Annotated in this window: 12 protein-coding genes; 9 read left to right on the plus strand and 3 right to left on the minus strand. The window is 36.9% G+C overall.

The annotated features are described in order from the left end of the window. Window positions 1-376: 376 nt before the first annotated feature. Window positions 377-3,475, plus strand: a complete 3,099-nt coding sequence (locus tag FLEMA_RS76400) for a response regulator (protein WP_159102743.1) — start codon at window positions 377-379, stop codon at window positions 3,473-3,475. A 124-nt stretch (window positions 3,476-3,599) separates the two neighbouring features. Here FLEMA_RS76400 and FLEMA_RS0162485 read toward each other — a convergent pair whose 3' ends face one another. Continuing rightward, window positions 3,600-5,795, minus strand: coding sequence for a penicillin acylase family protein (locus FLEMA_RS0162485; RefSeq protein ID WP_044174035.1), 2,196 nt, complete (start codon window positions 5,793-5,795; stop codon window positions 3,600-3,602). A 540-nt stretch (window positions 5,796-6,335) separates the two neighbouring features. Here FLEMA_RS0162485 and FLEMA_RS75295 point away from each other — a divergent pair. From FLEMA_RS75295 to FLEMA_RS75330, 8 genes are all read left to right on the plus strand, one after another. Next, window positions 6,336-7,631 (plus strand): alpha/beta hydrolase family protein, encoded by a 1,296-nt coding sequence (locus FLEMA_RS75295; protein WP_044175336.1) that lies wholly within the window; start codon window positions 6,336-6,338, stop codon window positions 7,629-7,631. Between the two features lie 155 nt (window positions 7,632-7,786). Next, a complete protein-coding gene (locus tag FLEMA_RS75300; RefSeq protein WP_081681405.1) occupies window positions 7,787-8,926 on the plus strand; it encodes a DUF4249 domain-containing protein in 1,140 nt (379 codons plus the stop codon). 37 nt (window positions 8,927-8,963) lie between these two features. Further along, window positions 8,964-11,366 carry a TonB-dependent receptor gene (locus FLEMA_RS75305; protein ID WP_044174040.1) on the plus strand — a complete coding sequence of 801 codons (2,403 nt, stop codon included), beginning with the start codon at window positions 8,964-8,966 and terminating at the stop codon, window positions 11,364-11,366. A gap of 247 nt (window positions 11,367-11,613) precedes the next feature. Next, window positions 11,614-12,666 carry an L-rhamnose/proton symporter RhaT gene (rhaT, locus tag FLEMA_RS75310; protein ID WP_044174041.1) on the plus strand — a complete coding sequence of 351 codons (1,053 nt, stop codon included), beginning with the start codon at window positions 11,614-11,616 and terminating at the stop codon, window positions 12,664-12,666. Continuing rightward, window positions 12,663-13,694 (plus strand): GntR family transcriptional regulator, encoded by a 1,032-nt coding sequence (locus FLEMA_RS75315; protein WP_044174044.1) that lies wholly within the window; start codon window positions 12,663-12,665, stop codon window positions 13,692-13,694. Before rhaT ends, FLEMA_RS75315 begins: the two co-directional genes overlap by 4 nt. Before the next feature lie 158 nt (window positions 13,695-13,852). After that, window positions 13,853-14,707, plus strand: a complete 855-nt coding sequence (locus tag FLEMA_RS75320; RefSeq protein WP_044174046.1) for a LysR family transcriptional regulator — start codon at window positions 13,853-13,855, stop codon at window positions 14,705-14,707. 186 nt (window positions 14,708-14,893) lie between these two features. Then, complete coding sequence (locus tag FLEMA_RS75325; RefSeq protein ID WP_044174048.1) at window positions 14,894-15,745, plus strand: shikimate dehydrogenase family protein; 852 nt, start codon at window positions 14,894-14,896, stop codon at window positions 15,743-15,745. A gap of 43 nt (window positions 15,746-15,788) precedes the next feature. After that, window positions 15,789-17,042 carry an MFS transporter gene (locus FLEMA_RS75330; protein ID WP_044174050.1) on the plus strand — a complete coding sequence of 418 codons (1,254 nt, stop codon included), beginning with the start codon at window positions 15,789-15,791 and terminating at the stop codon, window positions 17,040-17,042. A 447-nt stretch (window positions 17,043-17,489) separates the two neighbouring features. Here the strand turns inward: FLEMA_RS75330 and FLEMA_RS0162795 are convergent, their stop codons facing one another. Continuing rightward, a complete protein-coding gene (locus FLEMA_RS0162795) occupies window positions 17,490-19,373 on the minus strand; it encodes a sensor histidine kinase (RefSeq protein ID WP_044174052.1) in 1,884 nt (627 codons plus the stop codon). A gap of 52 nt (window positions 19,374-19,425) precedes the next feature. Continuing rightward, complete coding sequence (locus FLEMA_RS0162800; RefSeq protein ID WP_026997569.1) at window positions 19,426-20,127, minus strand: LytR/AlgR family response regulator transcription factor; 702 nt, start codon at window positions 20,125-20,127, stop codon at window positions 19,426-19,428. Window positions 20,128-20,399: the final 272 nt, after the last annotated feature.

The following is a 20,399-nucleotide window of genomic DNA, read 5'->3' on the forward strand; positions in this document are numbered from 1 at the left end:
ATCAAACAGAGATAAAATAGATTTTTTTACAAAATAAATATACACAATAGCCGTATATAGTGTATAATAGCCGATAATTTGATATTAAATATATAAACACACTCGTTTTTATAAAATCCCTCTAAGTAGAATCGAAGGGTAAAATGTGTGAGTAACTTATGCCTAAGCATTTTGAATGTTCTATCTGAATTAATATTTATATCAGGCAAAGTGTATGAATCTATTGAAAAAAACTCTGTGTGAATCGAACATTTCGAGTGAGTTGCCTTACTATGACATTTTTGCGTTATTATTCTTTTACCACACTATGAAACTACCTGCTCGTATCTATACAACATGGGTTGGATGGATACTTCTTTGCCTAGCTATACCCAATATGGCTTGGTCTCAAACAATAACCGATGGTGCAATTGACCTTCGACAATATGACTTTTCAGCAAAAGAACCTATATCATTAGCAAACAATTGGGCATTTTATTGGAAAGAGTTATTGACTCCCCAACAAGTACAAAGCGGAAAATTCGCTCCCAATTACTATGTTCCGTTTTCTAAGATATGGAATGAACAGCCCCAACTAGCACTACCCATAAAGGCGTTTGGGTATGCCACTTACAGTAATACCATATATATCAATCGTCGTATAAACCCTGTTGTTGCCTTTACCATTCCTGCAGCGTATTCGAGCTATAGCTGTTGGATTAATGGCGAATTAATCGCCCAAAATGGTATTGTAGCCAAAGACCGTCAACACTACAAACCACATTGGCTTCCTATTCTGAAAATATATGATATAAAATCTGACACTTTACGAATAGTTGTACAGGTAGCCAACTTTGACCATTCTAAAGGTGGTTTTTCGCAAGTAATTAAGATAGGTAATCCTCGGGATTTATATGAAACCAGAGAACGAGAATTGGCTTCAGATATGCTACTGACAGGTATTTTATTGATGGGGGCATTCTTGTTTTTTGGCTTGTACTTTATGGGGCAACACGAGCGGGAGGTACTCTATTTTGGTATTTTCTGCCTATTGTTTGTCTATCGAATTGTTGGGGTCGATAACCTATATTATCTACATCATCTGTTTCCTAATATCGACTGGCATATAACCATACACCTAGAGTATGGAGCAATGTATTGTGCTATTTTTGTATTTTGTATTTTTTTAAGAAGACTCTATCCAGAAGAAACGGGCGACCTTTTCCTTAAATTTATTGCGGGTAGTAGTTTAGCTTTTACGATATTGCTAATCGTAGCACCTATTTATATATATACTTATAGTGCCCGCTATTTTTATTATATCGTTTTGATTTTTGTGGTCTATAACCTCATTACTGTGATTAGGGCATTTTTGCTCAAGCGACAAGGCTCGTTTTATGCTTTACTGAGTTTTATCTTTTTGGGTATTGCTGTAATATTCAGTATATTAGGTTATTATCGTTTTATAGACTATAATCCTATTTATTTCTTTTTTGGCTATTTGAGCTTTATTTTCTTTCAAAACCTTATTTTATCCTATCGTTTTTCTTATTCGTTGCGTCATGCCAAAGAACAAGCCGAACAGGGTGGGCGAGCTAAATCTGAATTTTTGGCTAATATGAGCCATGAAATCCGTACTCCTTTGAATGGAATTATTGGTTTTACAGATTTACTGATGAAAACCAAACTCGACGAAACTCAGCATAAATATATGTCAACGGTGTTTCAGTCGGCCAATTCTTTGCTTGATATTATCAATGATATATTAGACTTTTCAAAGATTGAGGCAGGCAAACTGGAGTTGGTTATCGAGAAAACAGACCTCTTAGAGCTAGGTCAGCAGATTATCAATATTATAACTTTTCAGGCCGATGAGAAAAAGTTGGAAGTACTCTTAAATATTCCACCAGACATTCATCGCTTTATTTGGACAGACCCTGTGCGTTTGAGACAAATCCTTGTAAATCTTTTAGGAAACGCTGTTAAGTTTACTGAAAAAGGCGAAATAGAACTCAAAGTGGAGGTATTGCCAGCTACCAGCGAAGGCTATACCAATTTTAGGTTTTTGGTACGAGATACAGGCGTTGGGATCGATACTACTAATCAAACCAAAATATTTAATGCCTTTGCACAAGAAGACGCATCAACTACACGAAAATTTGGTGGTACAGGACTTGGGCTTACTATTTCTAATAAACTACTGAGCTTGATGGGGTCTAGCCTCAAGCTAGAAAGTACCAAAGGAATAGGCAGTACTTTTTACTTCGATGTGTCTTTGCGTTCTGAGCAGGGAGAACCAATGCAGTGGGACAATATCGACAAGATTAAGAAAGCCTTAATTGTAGATGATAATGCTAATAACCGCCAAATTTTGCAGGAAATGCTGGCCCTCAAAAATATTGCTTCTCAACAGGCCGAAAATGGTATCGTTGCTTTGGAGTATCTGGAGGAGGGTCGACAATATGATGTAATTCTGATGGATTACCACATGCCCTACATGGATGGCCTAGAAACGATTAAACATATTCGTAAAAAAATAGATTATTCGGTTGATAAACAACCTATTATGTTGTTGTATAGCTCTTCCGATGATCAACACATTAGTACATCCTGTGCCGAATTGGGAGTACACCATCGTTTGTTGAAACCTATCAATATTCAGCAGTTGTACAACTCATTGTCGAGGCTTACCGAAACTCATATATTTACGAATGGGCTCGACAAAGAATATGTGCCAAAGGTATTGTCGTCTTCCGAAAAGCTAACAATTATGATTGTAGAAGACAATCCAGTGAATATGCTTTTGGCCAAAACAATTTTTAGAGGGCTTTTTAGTAATGCTACTATTTTAGAAGCCGAAAATGGGCTTCAGGCCATCGAAACCTATAAAACTAATAATATTGATATTATTTTTATGGATGTGCAGATGCCCGTTATGGGGGGCTACGAGGCTACCAAGGGTATTCGTGCTTTGGAGTCGGACACGCATATACCGATTATTGCTCTTACAGCGGGAACAGTTAAGGGTGAACGAGAGAAGTGCTTGGAAGCAGGGATGGACGATTATATAACCAAACCTGTAGTGCGAGCAACCTTAGAAAAAACGATTGTGAAATGGATAAATGTGCAATGGGAATCATCTGTCCAGCAAACCAATACCACTATACCCGAAGAAATGGATTACCATTTTGATAAAGCCGAGTTGTCTAAACGCTTAGATAACGATGCCAATTTCATGGCTCAGTTGCTACTGATAGCCAAAGAACATTTGGGTACATTTGATATTGAATTACAAAAACTGATTGATGAACAAAATTTGAAGGAAATAAAAGCCTTGGCTCATAAGTTAAAAGGTACGGCACTATCGAGTAGCTTTCCTTATTTGGCAAGCCTAGCCGACCGCCTCGAACATATTGAAGAGTACAACGAAACCCTAATAGTAGAAATACAAGCAAATATGAAAGCTGAAATAGCAATATTAAAGACGTTGATTTAGAAAGCTGAGGTGCATTTCTTGTATGTTGTGGCTGAGTCTTATTGTTCTATTAGCAGGCCGATTTGCCTGCTAATAGAAAAGTAGTAGAAAATGGTAAATAGATTCAGTCGCTTATAATTCTGCCTTATTTTTGTCCAGGGAAATAAGTTTTTTCGGCATGTTTTACAATATCATCTTTATAAAATAGTACATCTTTAAACTGTCCCTTGGTGTACATTTCGGCTTGGTCGTTAAAATGTTTTGATAACATATCGCCGCTTTGCCCACCAGCAAGTAATGATTTTGCCTTAATTTTTGTACCAAACTCTACAGCACAAATAAAGCTATTGCCATTGACACCGTAGCGTTTTTTAGTACCCGCAAAATAACGCCCTGTATAAGAAGGCAACATTCCCCATGCCGACGAAGCAAATGGTACAGGAATACTTGGTTTGGTATCGTCATATTGTTGGTCAATATCGCTCGAAATTCTCTGAAAGCGATTGATTTCGCCCCATGCTACTTGCCAAGTACCAAATTTGGTTTTTAACTCGGTAATAGTTTCCTTGAAAGGCCCTAACAAATCGTTGGGCGAAGCTGTGGCTGCAAATTGCGTTGTTTTTCCGACTTGGTCAGCTTTTTCCTCATCGGCAACTTGTACTTTTTGAATAGCAGGTAATAATCTTTGTCCCCATTCTATCGCCAAAGAAGTAGGCACAGACGTAGTACTACAACGATAATCCCAAGCTTTGAGTTGGGCTATTGGCTCGGCCAGTTCAATATAGCGAGGGTCGGCGGTAGGAACACTCTGCTCAAAGGCTTTCACCAAAGCAGGTACAAGTACCCTAAAGGCCGCCAAATAAGTATCGTACCCTGCAGCTATAACTTTATCGAGGGTATAATCCTGATAGCTATTTAGTACTCTTACGGCATTGATACCACGAAAATTTTCGCCATCAGGAGCCATATATTTAGGGAAGTCTTTGCGTTTAGGGCTATTGATACCTGCAACCGTATAAGGTGTAGCATTACAGTTTTGTAACCAGCCATTGCTTGGGTTATATACATGCACCGATTCGTCTACCTTATGAAGTCCTTTCCATTCTGTAGCCGAAGTAGTACCATCAACGGGCTTCGACCAGTCAAATTTGGTATCTCTTATTGGTAAGAAATTGCCATGCCAATAAGCAATATTACCTTCGGCATCGGCATAAACGGTATTGTTGGAAGTATTGGCCAATAAGCCCATTACTTTTTTATATTCTGCAAAACTTTTGGTTTTGGTACGTTGCCAGCTTTGAATAAGCCCTACCATTGAGCGGTTATTGGCTTTCATACTAAGCCATTGTCCATTGCGTTTGGCCATAATTGGGCCATGATGCGTAAACAAGGCATCAAAGCTTTTTTGTTCGATAGTTCCTCCTTTCAAAACGCCGAGGTTAATTTTACGCTCAATCACAGGCTTTTGGGTATTGTCGTAGGTGTAATACCATTTTTGGTTTTTCTTATCAAGTTTTTCGATATAAGTATCCGAAATATCGGTATAGCTAGAGGTGTGCATCCAGCCACAATGTTCGTTAAAACCCTGATACACAAAAAACTGTCCCCATGTAACAGCCCCATAAGCATTGAGCCCTTCTTGGCTCACCACATGAACTTCTGGGCGAAAATAAAAAGTTACGTGTGGATTGATATACAAAATAGCCTTACCCGAAGCCGTAATTTTAGGCGAAAAAGCAAAACCATTAGAACCAGTCAAAATCTCCTCTTCTACTTTTTTGGGCGAAATAGCTCCGACAACATCTTTGCCATCGTACAAATTTTTTAAATCATGCGTAGTCAAATCGGCGGTATTGATAGCCCCAATACTGCCGTCTGTCCATAACAAAGAATACCAAGGCTGAAAGCGAGTTAATAAAGCGGGCTTTACCTGAGGGTTTTTATAGATATAATAATTGATGGCATCGGCGTGGGCGTTCAATAGTTTTTTGAGCCAGATAGGTGCTTTTTTATAGTCGGCAATAGCCTCGGCCGAGTCGATAAGCATTCGTATCAGTAAGTCATTGTAAAGTTCGCTTTCACCTTTTATTTCCGACAAACGACCAAGTTTTTCAATATAATTGAGTTCTACTCTTTTAAAATCGTCTTCGCATTGAGCGTATAATAGTCCAAAAACGGCATCGGCATCGGTTTTACCATAAATATGAGGAATACCCCAATGGTCTCTAATAATTTGAACTTGTTTAGCTTGTTTTTCCCAACGAGCAATTTCTGTTTTCGAGAAACTTTGGGCAAAAAACTGGAAGGGTAATAGCAGCAAAAGTAAAGCAATTTTTTTCATATTAAGGTTGATGATTTAGTATTTTCCCAAGAAAGCCTTCTTTCTTAATAATGGTATTTTAGTAAAAATAGCCATTTTTATTGCTTGTCAAAAATAATAATAAACTTTAGTAGACCTCCCAAGAAATATACTATGGCAACAAACCAAAAATCCATAAGGGTATTAGAAGAATCAGAAGGGGTGGGGGTGGTCAAAAATACACTGATTTATGAGGCAATAATGTTGTTGGCTGACTCATGTTTAGAATACAGGAAATGGATAAAACAAAGGCTCTTTTTTATCTGAAAAACCAAAACTTAAAGTAGATTTAATTTTGCAATAATAAAATTATCTGGCAGATGATAGAAGAGAAGTTTTTTGAGATAATGTATTGATTATGTGTGTATTGTATGTCGTATGAGTAAGTTTATTTAGAGAAAAAACATTGTAGCGTCTTGTACAATAAAAGGTAATATAATGCTGTTGGTCGAAGGGATTTTGAAACGCTTTTTCTTTTGTTTAAATTCCATTTCAAAAACAATCAAACAAACCGTCTATTCAATGAAACCTCATTTCTCCAAATCCTTTTTCATTAGCCTGTTGATACTATGCTCTAGCGTTTCACTTCTGGCTCAAGAAACATTTGTTTATGGCGATGCCTTACCCGATGCTCCAGAGTTATCGCCCCGAGGTACTTATATGGTTGGCGTTCGTTCGCTTCAATGGGTTCACAAAAATCAAGTAGATATTTTAAAAAGAAAAGATGGCATAGACCCTCTGTACGACCGCCCGCTGTCGGTAGAAGTTTGGTACCCAGCCAATCATTCGGCCAATAGCAAAGGCTTGGTTACATACAGCGATGTGTTGGGTACAACCAACGACCCCAAACGCCCCTTGATTCCTTTTAGTTTTTTGGGTAGAGCCGAGCGAGATGCCAGTCCCAATCTCAAAGATGGAGCATTTCCGCTGGTGATAGTGTCGCATGGCTATTTAGGGTCGAGTCATTTGATGACCTACTTAACCGAAAATTTGGCTTCGAAGGGTTATGTTGTTGTGGCAATAGACCACACCGAGTCTACACATAAAGATGGTGCAGCCTTTCAGAGTACCTTATTGAATCGCTCAAAAGATATATTGTTTGTCTTGAACCAAATGGCTGAAGAAAGTAATAATAAAAATAGTTTTTTGAAAGGGTTAGTCAATGCCAATCAAACGGCATTAATAGGCTACTCGATGGGAGGCTATGGTGTATTGAATGTTGCAGGTGCAGGCTATAGTCAAGCCCTTGTGAGTACCTTTGTAGGAATGACCAATGGTAGCAAGGCTATCGAGATTCGGAGTGCTAACAGTGAAGTATATACGAGCTCAATTGATTCACGAATTAAAGCAGTAGTTGCATTTGCTCCTTGGGGTATGCAAAGAGGCGTTTGGGATGCTGAAGGCTTAAAGGGCTTAAAAGTTCCTACCCTTTTTGTGGCAGGCGACCAAGACGATATTTCAGGATATGATACAGGGATAAAAGCTATTTATACAGGAGCTATCAATGCCGAACGCTTTTTGTTGACTTACAAAAATGCTCGACACAATGTTGCTCCCAATCCTCCGCCAGTGGCTTCGTTGCAGAGTGGAGTACCTCCTCAGGAATATATGCACTATTCGGAGCCAGCTTGGGACGAGAAAAAAATCAATAATATCAATCAACATTTTGTAACAGCCTTTTTGGGTACATACCTCAAGCAGTTAGATTACAAAAAATACCTAACAGTAGAACCCAATTCAAATACCAAAACTTGGACAGGATTTAAACCACGAACAGGCACAGGGCTTGAATTGTTGAGTAACTCGCCACAGAAGTAAACATAGTAAAAATCAAAGTTGCTATTAAACTTTGTAACGTTTGACAGCAACTTTGATTTTTCTAATAAATAATTTAACTATACCTGCTCCTTCCAAGATATTTGTTTATTTTTACAATAGTTTGTTTTATCTCAGCCGTATTTAACTGTACCCTCATGTCCTTCAGAAAATATTTGAAAATCATGCTATTGCTAGCATGTTGTACTTCGTTGCAATCCTGTGTTGACCCCTATGAAATAGATTTTGAAAAAGATGGAAAAAGGTTAGTGGTAGAAGGCTTTTTTACCGACAATGCACAAGAGCCCGACACCATTAAAATTTACTATTCTTCCTATTCACAGGAGTTTGCCAAAACTTTGGCAATAGAGGGCATAAAAGCCTTTATTCAGGTGGAAGAAACCAAAGAACAAATAGCCCTATTATCGCCAAGTGTAGGAAGATTTGTTCCTCCCAAATCGTTTGTAGCACTTCCTAATCAGCATTACCGTTTGTTATTTAGTTTGCCCAATGGCGACCAATACCAGTCTACTGCCGAACAACTCACCACAACACCGCCAATCGCCAAAGTACATAGCCAGTTTAATCTGAAAAGCAAAATGTCGGACGATGGCCAAAGCTATCTTTCGGCACATGAGTTATATGTTGACTATCAGGATATTCCGAATAAAACCAATTTTTATCTTTGGCGATATACGCATTACGAAAGGCTTCAGCACTGCAAAACCTGTAATAACTCTATATTAGACTACGGTTCACAACAATGTGTTGTGGCTAGCGGAAACCTTAGAGGTAGGCCCTATTTTGATTATGGCTGTGAAGGGCTTTGTTATGCTATTTTTCATAATCCCAATATAATAGTACAATCGGACCGAGCTTCGGACGGGCGTTTGGTTCAAAACAAATTAGTAGCCCAGATTCCCTATTATTATGATTATGGCTGCCTGGTCAATATCGAACAAATTAGCGTATCGTTAGAAGTATATAAGTTTTATAAATTAGTAGAATTATTATCGAGTTCATCTGGTGGGCTAGCAGATACGCCACCATCGGCTATTGTTGGCAATATTCAGAATATCACCAACCCCGATGAAAAAGTAGTTGGTTTTTTTGGGGTAGCCAATATCCAAAAACAACAGTTTTGGCTCGATAGAACCGATGCTACAGGAAAATATGCCTACATATTGGGGCATTTAATAGTAGAAGAACCGTCAAACCCACCAACGAGGCCACCATTTGCTGCTTGTGTTCCAAGCGACACCCGAACGCCCATTCAGCCCAAAGGTTGGAAAAACTAATCTATTGTAGTACCCATTTCCTCCAGACATTTTACTTATGAAAAATTATATACTATTACTGATACTTTTGTGTGGAGGCAGTTTTGCTGTTTTGGCACAACAAAATAAAGTTAAGCAATACACTACTTTTGAGGGTGTTGTCCGTGATTCTAGCGATAGCAAACCCTTGGAATCGGCAACTATTAGGATAGAACAGCAAGGGGTATTTACGGATAAAACAGGAAAATTTTCGGTGTTGATTCCTTACGGAGAATATAGTGTCATCATCAGTATGCTAGGTTATCGTAGTTTTAGAAGGAGAATAGCTTTCAAACAACCCACTTTGAGGCTAGAGGTTAGCTTGGTGAATGTTGCCAAAGAACTAGACGAAGTAATGGTAACTACACAGGGTGTTGATAAAAATATAGAGCGGCCACTGTTGGGGGTAACGCCTTTGAGTATCAAGACCATTAAAAAAATCCCCGCAATTATGGGTGAAACAGATATTCTGAGAGGTATTCAGATGTTGCCGGGGGTTACTTCTGTCGGTGAAGCTGCCAATGGTGTTAATATTAGAGGAGGTACTACCGACCAGACTTTGATGTTACTAGACGATACCCCTATATTTAACCCGACACACCTTTTTGGGCTATTTTCGGTATTTACCCCCGATGCTATTGCAGGTTTAGAGCTTTATAAAGGGGGAATTCCTGCTCGTTTTGGTGGTAGAACGGCATCTGTATTGGATGTTTCGATGCTTAATCCTAGCTTGACCCAAACCAAAGTTACGGGGGGGATTAGTCTGGTTTCAAACAGAGCAACGATAGAAACACCACTTATCAAAAACAAGTTGGGGTTATTGGTGTCGGCACGAGGCTCGTTCAATGATTTTTTATTCAAATTAGGTTCGGCTCGTTTAGAAAATATCAAAGCTAATTTTTATGATGTAGCTACCAAGCTGTTCTATAAAATGAACGATAAACATACCTTTACGTTGTCGGGGTATTTGAGTAAAGATTTTTTTCAAACAGATTTATTGGGAACAATCGGAAATATCAATGCTACAGCTACTCAATATGACTATCGCTCGGTAAATGCTTCGCTGAAATGGTTTTATTTGGTCAATAGCCAATTTAATATCCAATCTACCGCTATTTTTACGAGTTATCAGCCCAAAACACTCTTGCCTGAGCTAAATACCGATAATAAAGTGGCGATTGAGTCCGAAATTTTGTATCGTCAACTCAAAACCAATTTTAATTATATACCCAATCAACAACATCGCTTAGAGTTTGGGGTGTCATCTATTTGGTATGATATTAGTCCAGGAACACTCAATCCCAACAAATCTACAAGTGTAAATTACAGTGCTATTCCACGAGAAAAGAGTATCGAAGCAGGTATTTTTGCCGAAGACGAAATTACAGTAAACAGCAAACTTACTTTATCTGTTGGTTTACGATATGCTCAATATTGGTCTATGGGCCCTACTACTTTGCGACAATACCAATCAGATGTACCAAAATCTGACTTTACAGTAATTGATTCTACTATATACCGAGCAGGGCAAGTAGCTCAGACTTACGGAGGTTTAGAACCTCGAATAGCCCTAAAGTATTCGCTGAATAATAGTTCTTCATTGAAATTTGGCTATAATTTTATTCGCCAATATTTGCAGGTAGTATCTAATACTACTACACCATTACCAACCTCACGATGGGCAACCAGCAATGCCTATATCAAGCCACAAAGCAGTCAATTGTGGTCGGTAGGATATTTCAAAAATCTGAAAGATAATATTTATGAGTTTTCGTTGGAAGGTTATTATCGCCAAAACGAAAATGTATTAGACTATAAGCCAGGGTCCGATTTTTTGTTACAACCATATTTAGAAACACAAATTTTGCAAGGTAAAGCCCAAGCATACGGATTAGAAGTAATGTTGAGTAAGAAAAAAGGGGAACTCACAGGCTGGATTAACTATACTTTTTCACGAAGCCTCAATCAGATAAAAGTAAGCGACCGCTACGAAGAACAAATCAATGGGGGCAAGTGGTATCCTAGTAATTTTGACCGTCCTCATAGCTTCAACTCAAGCCTTATTATTGGTCAGGGGGCACACCACGAATTTGGTTTTACTTTTGTGTATAATACAGGCCGACCGTTTACTGTACCCTCAGGCATTGTTCGTTTTGATGGCGTAAATTATCCTTTTTACCAAGACCGAAACAACGAACGCATCAAAGATTATCACCGACTAGATTTTTCATGGACAATCCGTAATCCAAGTATGAAAAAACGCCGTTGGGAGGGTAGCTGGACATTTACGGTATATAATCTATATGCCCGCAAAAATGCCTATTCGGTATATCTCCGTACCGAAAATGGTATCAAAGCCTACCAATTAACTATTTTCGGCTCGCCGATTCCTTCACTGACTTATAACTTCAAGTTTATATAAAGATAAGTGACGCTTTTAAAAACAGCAAGCCTATAGTATGAAGTTTATAATTGTATAATATATTTATAGTGATGTTTTTAATAACTTTTGGATATTAAAAAACAGCAATATTCAAAGATTGATTAGGATAGTTGTATGGGGTAATGATATTTATCTTTGTGATACATTTTATTTATTTTTCAATAAATAGACTTTGTATAGTTATATAATTTGTTTTTATCCTTTATAAAATACTAACTAACCTTCTATGGAATCAATTTTTGGTCTTATTTTTCACTCAATTGGAGGCTTTGCTTCTGGTAGTTTTTATATTCCTTACAATCGTGTAAAATCGTGGGCTTGGGAAAGTGCTTGGATAATTGGCGGTGTTTTTTCTTGGTTGTTAGTACCCTATTTAGCGGCCTATTTGACTATCCCCGACTTTATGGGCATAATTCAGCAAACCGACCATACCATTTTGTTTTGGACATATATCATGGGGTTATTGTGGGGTATCGGTGGGCTTACTTTTGGGCTAGCCATGCGTTATTTGGGAATGTCGTTGGGGATGTCGATTGCCCTAAGTTTATGCTCCACTTTTGGAGCATTGTTACCCGCTGTTTACCGTGATTTATTTACTACCGATACTGTTGGTACGTTTACCTATATGATTACGCATACGGGTGGGCAAGTGGTACTGCTAGGAGTATTGGTTTGTCTGGCGGGTATTGTAGTTTGTGGCAAAGCAGGCATGATGAAAGAGGCAGAACTGACCGATGCCCAAAAGAAAGAAACTATTAAGGAATTTAATCTGACCAAAGGGCTAATTGTGGCAGTTATTTCGGGTTCTATGAGCGCATGTTTTAATTTTGGAATTGAAGCAGGCAAATCAATGGCCGATGTAGCCGTAGCCAATGGGTGTAATCCTTTGTTTCAGAATAATGTCATTTTTATAGTGGTACTTTGGGGAGGTTTTACTACCAATTTTATTTGGTGTATGTACCTCAATACCAAAAATAAATCTTTCGGTGATTATCTCAACAAGCAGTCGCCTTTACGCAAAAACTATACCTTTGCGGCGGTTGCAGGCACAACATGGTTTTTACAGTTTTTCTTTTATGGAATGGGCGAAAGCAAACTCGGCAATGGTGCAAGTTCGTGGATTTTGCACATGGCTACGATTATCCTAACCTCTAACTGTTGGGGAATTTTCTTTGGTGAATGGAAAGGCGTTTCCAAACCCACCTTTCGTACTATTTTGTTGGGCATTGGGATTATCCTTTTATCTGTAATTATTGTAGGCATAGGTAATTCATTATGAAAAAAGAACTTTTTTTAGAATATCTTATTATCGACGAGTTTTCGGCTACACCCAAATACCAACAGCTTGTCAACTCGGTATTGAGCGGTATTCGCCAAGGTATACTTACTACTGGCGATTTACTGCCTTCTATCAATGAACTCAGTATCGAGTTCGATATTTCACGAATTACCGTAGAAAAGGGTTATAACGAGCTTCGGAAATTAGGTGTTCTAAAATCGTCGCCAGGTAAAGGGTATTTTGTAGCAAGTACATTCTTGTCGCAAGAGCTCAAGATATTCTTGTTGTTCAACAAACTCAGTACGCACAAAAAAATTATTTATGATGCTTTTGTAAAAACCTTGGGCGACAAAGCCGCTATAGATTTTTATATCTATAACAACGACTACGTACTTTTTAGTAAACTACTGAGCCAACAAAAAAGTAATTATACCCATTATGTAGTAATTCCACATTTTATTGATGAGGAGGAAAAAGCCTACAAATTACTCGACCAATTGCCCAAAGACAAGCTTATTATTATTGATAAAAAAATCAAGGATATACAAGGGAGCTATGGAGCAGTATATGAAAATTTTGAAAAAGACATTGTCAATGCTCTTACCGAGGCATTAGACGCTTTGAGTAAATACCATACTATCAAACTGATATTTCCTGAAAATAGCTATTTTCCACAAGAGATAATCAAAGGATTTATTACTTTTTGTAGCAATTACGCTTTTAATCACCATATTGTTCATCATCTTAGCGACGAACCTGTCAATGAGGGAGAAGTATTTATTAACCTAATGGAAGACGATTTGGTGAAGTTATTAGAAAAAATCATCGCCCTTAATCTAACCGTTGGCGAACACGTAGGTATTATTTCTTATAATGAAACTCCATTGAAAAAATTTATTATGAAAGGGCTTACAACAATTTCGACCGACTTTGAAGCGATGGGCATTACCGCTGCCCAATTGGTACTCAATTCGTCGAAAGAGCATATCGAAAACCCTTTTTATTTATCATTAAGAGGTTCTTTATAAGTTGATTAAGTATTTTTGTGCTAAATAGTACACTAATAGATTTCCTAGAAATAGGTAATCAACCAAAATTGATTTGATAATTACTTGATAATTAGTGGTTTAGCTTTAAGTATTGTACTCGTGCTTACTTTGTGATGCCCCAATGATTTAATATCCAAATGGAGTTACGACAACTAAAATATTTTATAGAAGTAGCGAAAGAGCTTCATTTTGGAAAAGCTGCTGAAAAACTTTGTATTTCTCAGCCTGCACTTACCAAACAAATTAATTTGATAGAAGCCGAATTAGGAATAGAACTTTTTGATAAAGCCAAACGTCTTAATCACAAGAAAGTAGCATTGACAGAAGCAGGAAGATTTTTGTTGAGAGATGCCACTCGCTTTAGTGAGCAGTTTGACAGAATGCTAGAAAATACCAAAAAAGTAGGCCAAAAAAACAAACAATTGCTATTGGGTATTTATCGACTAATGACCAAAAGCCATGTAGCTCAAATTACAAAACTGCTACTTGATAAAAATCCCAATACCGCTATCAAACTCATTGAATACCAAACCTCTGTAGAAGTGCAAGAAGGTCTTATTAAAGAAGAGATAGATTTAGGAATAACTCACTTACCATTACTTTATAAGGGTTTAAGCTATGATTATTATGAAGAAAGTTATTTGAAAGTGATTCTCCCTATCAATCACCCTTTGGCTAATTATAAAAAAATCAAAATAGAACAGCTTCGCAATGAAAAATGGATAGAAGTAAATAAAGCAATCCATATTGTGTACGATGAAATCGAACGCCGCTGCCGAGCCATAGGGTTTTCTCGTGAAGCCAATATTATTCAGGAAGTAACGAGTATTGAGTTATTAATAAGTTTGGTAGGAATAGGAATAGGTATTGGCGTAATACCCTCTTATGTTATAATCAACGATGTTGGGGTTGTAGCCAAAGACCTAGAGTTTAGTGATGATATTGCCAATGCCAAACTCATTCTGAGTCAAATTGTGGCATTCAAAAAATAAAAAATGGTTAATGACGAAATGGGCAAGGTTTTACTTTGCCTTATTCTTTAGCCTTATAAGTCACTACCGATTGTCTTTATATGGATAGAATATAATTTTGTCAAAAATAAATATTGTATTTTTGGTCTGGTTTAGCCCCAAAGAGCATCAGTATATCTTCATTTAATTGTACAACTTTATTAAAGAATGCCGATTCCAACAACACCGTTTATAGATGGGAAAACGCTTGTTTTTGCCACTCCAGGATACCCTGTATCACAGATACGATTGCCGATTCTTATGAATCACGTTTTTCCTTTTCTAGGACTTAATGCCATTTGGATTCCAATCGAAGTGCAGCCTCAAAATTTGCAGAGTATTTTTACAACCTTCCGTAATTTTGAGAATTTCAAAGGAATGACTATTGCTATTCCATACAAAAATCCTTTGGTTAATGATGTGGATGAAGCTACCGAGCGAGCTAGGCGTTCGGGGTGTGTCAATCTGATTCGTTTTGATGAGCAGGGGAGGTCGTTTGGCGATACCGTAGATGGTTTGGGTTTTGTAACAGGGTTGTTGGCCAAAGGTATTACAGTACAGCATAAATCGGTCTTTTTGGTAGGTACAGGTGGGGCAGGTTGTGCCTTAGCAGTGGCCTTGTGCGATGCAGGTATTCAGAAATTATATTTAAAAGATATTTTTATAGAAAAAGCCCAAAATTTAGCTCAAAAATTAAGTAGTTTTTATCCTGATATTATTTTTGAAACTACAACAGAGCCTCCAGCCAACATAGATTTGGCCATCAATGCTAGTAATAGCGGTTTACAAATTAGCGACCCCTTGCCTTTTGACCCTTGTTATTTTGAAAAAAGTACTGTAGTAGCTGATATTATCATGAAGCCCAAAGAAACAAAACTTCTAGAAAGAGCCGCTACAAATGGGTATATCATTCATCATGGACACCATACTTTAGACTATCAGATTTCGTTATACCTCGATTTTTTTGGAATAGAACACGATCCCGAAGCGGTACTACAATTGGTTCAGTCGATACCTTAATAGCGTTAAAATCAGCAATATTATTTGATACCCATTATTTAGAATGACCCAGACTAAGAAAACAACGAAAACCCGCTGGACAGTTTGTGCTTTAATTTTTTCAGCTACCACTATCAACCTCCTCGACCGACAAGTATTAGGGATTCTTGCAAGTGATTTACAAAAGAAAATAGGCTGGACAGAACTCGAATATGGCTATATTGTAAGTGCCTTTCAGTTTTCGTATGCTATCGGAATGGCTCTTGTAGGTAGATTATTGGACAAAGTAGGAACTCGATTGGGTTATACGCTTTCTATAGCATTGTGGAGTCTAGCCTCGATGGCACATGCCTTTGTAGGGAGTGCATGGGGTTTTGGAATAGCCCGAATTTTTTTAGGAATATCAGAAGCAGGTAACTTTCCTGCAGCTATCAAAGCTACAGCCGAGTGGTTTCCTGCCAAAGAGCGGTCGATTGTTGCAGGTATTATCAATGCCGGGTCCAATATGGGCGTAATAGTAGCTGCATTAGCAGTTCCTTTTTTGGCGATTCATTGGGGGGGGCAAACAGCATTTTTGGCTACAGGTATATTAGGTATGGCTGTAAGTGCGTGGGTCTGGTTATTTTATAGAGTACCACAGCAACATTCAAAGGTTTCGAAGGAAGAACTCGCCTATATAGAGCAAGACAGTGTGATTCAAGATGAGCCGATTAAGTGGACAAAACTCTTGTCCTATAGGCAATTATGGGCATTTACCATCATGAAGTTTTTGATAGACCCCGTTTGGTATTTCTATTTGTATTGGTTACCCAAATTTTTGGATAAAGCCTTCGGAATACCTTTGGGCAAGTTGAGTTTACCGTTAATGACCGTTTATTTGCTCTCCGATGTTGGGAGTATAGCAGGAGGGTGGTTTCCAACATGGCTTATCAAACGAGGATATAGTTTACACAAAGCTAGGCGAACAGCCTTTTTGGTATGTGCAATGGCCGTATTGCCAATGTTTTTTGGTACATATTATACCAATTTATGGATTGCTGTAATATTAGTTGGCATTGCATTAGCAGCTCAGCAAGCATGGTCGTCCAATGCCTATACCTTGGTATCTGATTTATTTCCGAGCAATGCCGTGGCTTCAGTGGTGGGTTTTGGAAGTATGGCAGGGGCATTGGGAGGAGTATTGTTTTCGATGATAATAGGTTGGGTTTTGAATCAAACAGGGAGTTATGCACCATTATTTGCTTATGCAGCAAGTGCTTATTTTATAGCCTTTGGAGTATTGAGCTGGCTTGTTCCTAAAATTGAGCCTATTCGATAAAAACTACTTAGGGTAAAGAAGAAGATTTGTTATAAATAGAGCTAACCTTAGAGTCAAGTGACATTTGTGCACCGAATGAACTTGACTCTTTTGATTAGTTCTGTGAAGCACTTATACATACCATGTATGGCCTATTTACTGTATAAGTGACTTAGTCTTAAACACTTTGCTCATGAAGTAAACTTTGGACTCCGCCATAGTTCCAAAATTTATCCTATACAGTGTTATACTTGTTATTGTTTCAAATTTACAATGCTTAAATGTAATTATTTTAGAAAAGTAACAAACTCAATAATTAATATGACAAAATGCCCAAATAAGATAATGAACTTATTTGGGCATTTTGTCATATTATAAAATTGAGCCTACTTTTGAAGATTAATTGTTATACAAAACGTACAAAATTTTGATGTTTGCTTCCTGTATCTTAGACGTAGGTTACTAAAATTAACCCCAAAATATAATGGAAACATTTGTTCCTATTCCTTGTTGGGAGACTACTTTTAGCTTTGCTTTGTTAAGGTCGATCAATTTATGAACAAGTTCCAATCCTATTTTTGTACTTCGGGCGTTGGTATGATGTACTGAAGAGCCTATGCCATTGCCAGTATCTTGAATATGGATATTTAAAAAATCTGTATGAGTGGTATATATATAAATAGCCCCTTTTTTAGGAGTAAATTTGATAGCATTATGTAAAATGTTGCGAATAATAATTTTAAGATGATATTCATCAAATACGACAATCGTATCATTGATATTGTAATTCACCCTGATGTCTACCTCTGCCAGTTGGATGAATGCTTCTAATTCTTCCAAAACCTCCTCAATGACATCGAATACATTAATTTCTATTCTTTTTGGAAAAATTTTTTCTTGTTGCGAAATAGACCATTGTAATAGATTATCGACTGTAAATAGTAAGTTTTTTAGATATTTTTCTTGATTTAGTTGAAAGCCAGGCCTGTTAATTTGTGGTGATAGGCTCAAAATAGAAATAATAGGCCCTCGTAAATCATGCCCAATGATAGAGAATATTCGGTCTTTGTTTTCTATGAGTAAAGCAAGTTTTTTAGTTTGTTTTCTTAGCTTTGAACCCAGATTAATAAAAATTACTAACATTACAAATAAGCCAATTAGTAATATAGAAATCAGAATGATTTTTTTCTGAGCTACTAGAAGTTGTTGTTGTTGTTGTACTTTTTCCAGAGACTGTATTTTGACCTTTTGTTTCATCGAGTAGATCTGCAAACTATTATAATCATCTATAAGTTTTTGCTCAAGAGTTTTTAATTCTAATTTTTTTAATTTTTCTTTTTGTCTTGCACTAAGACTATCCATTTTTTTATAGATATAAAGCGCCTCTTTATATTTCCCTTCATGTTCTAGTACTTTGAATTGGGTTTCAAGAACAAGCATATTATCTTCTATAGTATTTTTACAAATTACAGCACGTTTATTAAGCATTTTTCGAGCTTTTGAGTAGTCTTTATTATAGACATGAATCACGGAGCGGTAGAAATAATAGGCGGCCTTTTCAGGAGATTTTTGTCGATAAAAATAACTAGGATGAATCATTGCCATTATTCTGGGGGCTTCCCGTTCATTATGGTATTTAATACAGGTATTAAGCACCATGATTAAAGAGCGATGGTAGACTTCCGTCGAAAGTTTATGCTGTTGATAAAGTCGCTGTGCCTCCTTTAAGTATTTATATGTGTTATCGGCATCATGTTTGTACAAACTGAGCTCTGCAAGAAAGAAGTTGTCTATTTGTTGAATAGTAATAGGTTTGTTGTTTTTATTATAATATTCGTTCGATGCAACAATATACTTTCTTAAATAATGAGCCCACAAAGAATCTTCTCCGAGCTTCAAATACAAATTAGATAATACAATGAAATTATTAGAAACGGGTTTTATGCTTTTGGGGATACCTGATGATTTTATGTTATGAAATATCTGATTTACAGCTTCATATTGCCTATCCATATCTAGGTAAATAGTAGCCTGCTGGTACATGATTTGCCCATATATGAAATAATCTTTTAGAATTAGAGCCTCTTTTGCTGCCTTTTTTATCAATTTATCTGCTTCTGGCAAATCATTTTTTATAAGCTTATAATAAAAGCAAAGATAGTAGTAGTAGTATGGCAAGTAAGACCTGATACGCTGTTGTTTTGCTATTAAATATCCTTTTTGGGCATAGTAAAACACGCTATCGTATTGACGATTTACCTTTGCATTTTCAGCTTTATTTTTATAGTATGATAATGTATAACCCTTTTGTTTTGTATCAATAGCACATATATTAAAAGTTATTCCGACCATAAAATAGGCAATAAAAGTAAAGCATAATAGCCTAGAAAGAACCATAGTTATTTTATTTCATGAAAGGGTTCATGGTTAGGATAAAGTCAATTTTACTACGATATGCCACACCAATAGGGAATGGTTTATTTAAAATCCAGATACATTTACTATCAAAAGATTTTATATGAAGCGTATTAAAAATATATGATTTATGTAACCTGAGAAGCTTTGTTCCTTGAAGCTTCTGTTCTATTTCAGATATATTATCGTTGGCAAGGGTAAAGGTCCCATCTGCTGACCATATCTTACTATAAATACCATCAGCTTCGATATAGAGAATATCGGCTATTTTAAAGTTTTGGATTTTGCGGCCAACCTTCAGCCAGAGAAGCTCTTTTGATATTTCAGGCTTTAGACTAAGATAGAGGCGATTCAATGCCCGTATGAGCCTATTGAAAGATACAGGCTTTTGGATATAATCAATAATGTTATGATGATCAAAGCAATCCATTGCAAAATTGGAATGAGATGAAACCACAATAGTTGGGAGTGAGGTTGTCCATATTTTCAGAAAATCTAGCCCATTGATTTCTGGCATCATCATGTCTAAAAATAGCACATCTGCTTGATTAGCGGATAAATATATTAGTGCCTCTTGTGGCGTTTTGAAATAGTGAATATGCTTAATATATAATATATTCTCCAAATGTTTGATCAGTACATCAGCCTCTTCAGGGCTGTCATCAAGTATTATTGCGGTAATGAATGGCATATATTTTTAAGATTTTTGTATTGTCTGTTAAATCATAAACGAGTAGGAATAATTAAAATAATCGAATATGATAGCTAGTCGATTTTCAATTATTATACTTTTCAGTAGTAATACCATAATGAAACTAGGTATTATGCTTAGGTGGGAAACGATCAATATTTTTAATTTTTATAGTATGACAACTAGGGCGGAACAAATATGCTATTTCAGATGGTGGCTCTGATACGGAATTGTTGTACATAGGGGGTTGGAATCTTATTTATATACTTACG

Source organism: Flectobacillus major DSM 103, from assembly GCF_000427405.1.
Taxonomy (GTDB): Bacteria; Bacteroidota; Bacteroidia; order Cytophagales; family Spirosomataceae; genus Flectobacillus; species Flectobacillus major.